Genomic DNA, 1,412 nt, shown 5'->3' on the forward strand with positions numbered 1-1,412 from the left:
CGCAGCATCTGCGCCACCGTCGGSCAGCGGATCTACGACATCCCCCCGAACATGTCCACCGGCCAGCGGGTCGGCTGGATCGCCGAGCAGCTCACCGCCCTCGGCCTCGACCCGACCGCCCGCTGACCTGCGCCCCTGGGAGACTGTGCGCCATGACGTACACCAGTGTCATCGACGTCATGCTCCTGCTCATCCGRGASGACRCCGTYCTGCTCGCKYTGCGGKCCGGYACCGGWTTYGCGGACRRKYRGTRSAACKKCCCCTCSGGSAARCTSGAAGMCGGYGAGGACGTCGCCAGCGCGGTATGCCGCGAAGCCCGCGAGGAGGTCGGCCTCGACTTGGACCCGACGTCACTCACCCTCGCGTCCACCGTCCATTACCGGAACGTGTACGGGGAGGCGAGGCTGGGCCTGTTCTTCCGCCCAGACCGTTGGGAAGGCGAACCGGTCAACGCCGAACCGCACAAATGCGCCCACATAGCCTGGTATCCGTTGGGGGAGCTGCCCGGCAACACCTACCCCTACACGCGGATCGGCGTCGAGCTTTATCAGAAACGGCAGAACTTCGCCGCCTCCGGGTGGGCACCTGCGGACGCGTGACACGTCAAGAACGTTCGGCCGTTCGAGGCGAAGTCGATGCCGCGGACGAAGTTCTGGGCGCTGCGGGTGCTGTCTGTGCAGGTCGCGGCTCCGCACGGCGGGGAAGTACTTGTTCGCGTCGTGGGGAATGACCATCCTGCGTGATGTCGCGGACAGTGACAGGTGCTACACGCACACCGTCGAAGCCGGTCCCGTCCGGGRCCATCCGTACGGCGGTGGGGCACCGTCCGTCCGGAAGGCATCGTCGTGGAGCATTTCCCTGAGCCCTTCGTCCGTCTGATCACCGCTGTGCGTCTCGCCGACGCCAGTCCGACATCCGGCCCACCCGATCACAGCGACCTGCTACTCAATCCATCCGAGCTTCGCAGCTGGGTGGAGCAGCAGTGCGCCGGCGAGGTGAGACGGGTGCGGGTCACGGGCGCACTTGAGCGCCGTCTGGTCTTCGTCGAGCGCGGTGAAGGCCGGTGGGTGGTGGCGGACCTGTCGGGTCAACCGCACGGCTCACGGGCTTGGCCGACGTGGGCGCGGGACAGAGTGGTGCTGGACGAGCCGGGGTCCTGGCTGTCGCTGGCCGACGTGGACGAGCCGGTGGTGGAGCGGCTGTCGCGGCCGGGCGTGCTGCTGGCCGCGTTGTATCACCCGGAGACGTTTCCCCTGCCGCGGTTTCCGCTGGGGATCAGCACGGTGGCGCGGGCGGCCCGCGAGACGCTGCTGGGCTCGGTGTCGCTGGCCGACATGCAGCTCGGGCTCACCCTCGACGGTCTGGCCGCCCGTGTGGAGGCGGACCGGCCGGATGTTCTGGGGTTGTCGGCG

At 68.7% G+C, this 1,412-nt stretch carries 1 protein-coding gene and 1 pseudogene; both read left to right on the top strand.

The window, feature by feature from the left end:
* The first annotated feature begins 179 nt into the window (after nucleotides 1–179).
* Nucleotides 180–599 (top strand): NUDIX domain-containing protein, encoded by a 420-nt coding sequence (locus tag KBI5_RS17640; RefSeq protein ID WP_241882996.1) that lies wholly within the window; start codon nucleotides 180–182, stop codon nucleotides 597–599.
* Nucleotides 600–845: 246 nt separating this feature from the next.
* Nucleotides 846–1,412, top strand: a pseudogene (locus KBI5_RS27060) (radical SAM protein); the annotation flags it as partial.

The organism is Frankia sp. KB5, from assembly GCF_002099325.1.
Taxonomy (GTDB): domain Bacteria; phylum Actinomycetota; class Actinomycetes; order Frankiales; family Frankiaceae; genus Frankia; species Frankia casuarinae.